General features: G+C 54.0%; 1 protein-coding gene. It reads left to right on the top strand.

Annotated elements, in window-relative coordinates; all coding sequences use genetic code 11:
- Positions 1–38: 38 nt before the first annotated feature.
- Positions 39–1,429 (top strand): cellulase family glycosylhydrolase (locus PLU01S_RS25105; RefSeq protein ID WP_139804011.1); only part of this gene is annotated, 1,391 nt, incomplete at its 3' end.

Raw genomic sequence — 1,429 nt, 5'->3', positions numbered from 1 at the left:
AACGTTGTCCGGCGCGGCAACCCTAGGAGACGAGTCACATGGCCGAAATGCCCAAAATAGTCGTTCTTACGGACGACGAACTCACTGCGCTCATCGATAGCAGTGTCACGAAGGCTATAGCGCCGTTGTCGGATGCAATCGCCAAGATCAATGCAGGTACGCCAGCCACAACCCCTGGCCAACAAACAGGGGGTGAAACAGATGGCAATGGCACTCAAAGCCCCGTAGATACTGGGTCTGCCCCTGGCCAACCTTCTGGCCAAGAGACCACAACGTTAAGCCTTGTGCCTAATGAGCAGGTGACTACAGGTGATTGGAACCTAGGCGTATGGGTAGCAGATGACGCTGCACGTATCTCTGTCGCCAGTAACCCTGCCTTGGCTAAAGGGCAGACAGCAGCATTGCCTGACGGCACTACCCGCAAGGTCATCAACGTCGAAGTATTTAACGATAAGACAAGCGTAACCTTTGAAGGTAACAAGCTAGATCCCAGCAAGGTGGCTGGTAAGGCGGTGATCTTCACTGTCCCAAAGTCTGAGGGGTCATCGGCTACTCCGGTGACTCCAAGCGTACCGGCCAATGATCCGGCTCCCGTTGCTGGTTCGAACCCTAACCTAGCGCCGAAAGGCCTCTTCTGCGTCAACATCGGGCAGGCCGGTGGCGGTGAGACTGTCCTACCAGGAAAGGCAGGTACTAATTACTTCTGGGCTAGTGCTGCACAGATCGCGCGTTGGGCAGGATTCGGTGCCAAGAAAGCCCGTGTCGGTATTGCCTGGGAGCGTATCCAACGCAAGCTATTTGGCCCGCTAGATCCCGGCTACAGCAAAGAGCTGCTAGATAACATCAAGCTCCACGGAAAAGTGGGGCTAAAGGTCCTGGTGGATGTCCATAACTATGTGGGCTACACCACTACCAACACGGCGGCTAATCGGCAGAAGATCGGAACGGCAGCGGTACCTCATGGTGCGTTGGCTGACGTAGACGCCAAGATCGTTGCATTGATCAAGTCAGATCCAGAGGCTTATGCGGCGTTCTACGGTATTGATCTATGTAACGAGCCCGTAGGTATTCCTTCTGTAGACGTGTGGGTCAAAGAGGCCCAGCTGTGTATCGATGAGATCCGCAAGATCGATATGCAGTGCGCCATTGCTGTCGAGTCCTTTGATTGGGCAACCACGGCAAGCTTTAAGGCTAAGGGCAACGAAAAGCTATTCACCCTGAAGGACCCAGCGAACCGCATTGAAATCCATACCCATCTATACATGGATGAGAATGCTGGTGGGGGTTACGGACACGACAACATCGACCCTCAAGTCGGCGTTAATCGGATGAAGGAATGCATAGCCCTCTGTAAGAAGGCAGGCTTCAAGCATTGCCTGGGTGAAGTGGGTGCTCCTGGCTTTATGCCCAATGCGTTGGCTGCACTAAA

Source organism: Pseudomonas luteola NBRC 103146, from assembly GCF_002091675.1.
GTDB lineage: Bacteria > Pseudomonadota > Gammaproteobacteria > Pseudomonadales > Pseudomonadaceae > Chryseomonas > Chryseomonas luteola.
This window is presented reverse-complemented; position numbering and strand designations above follow the sequence as displayed.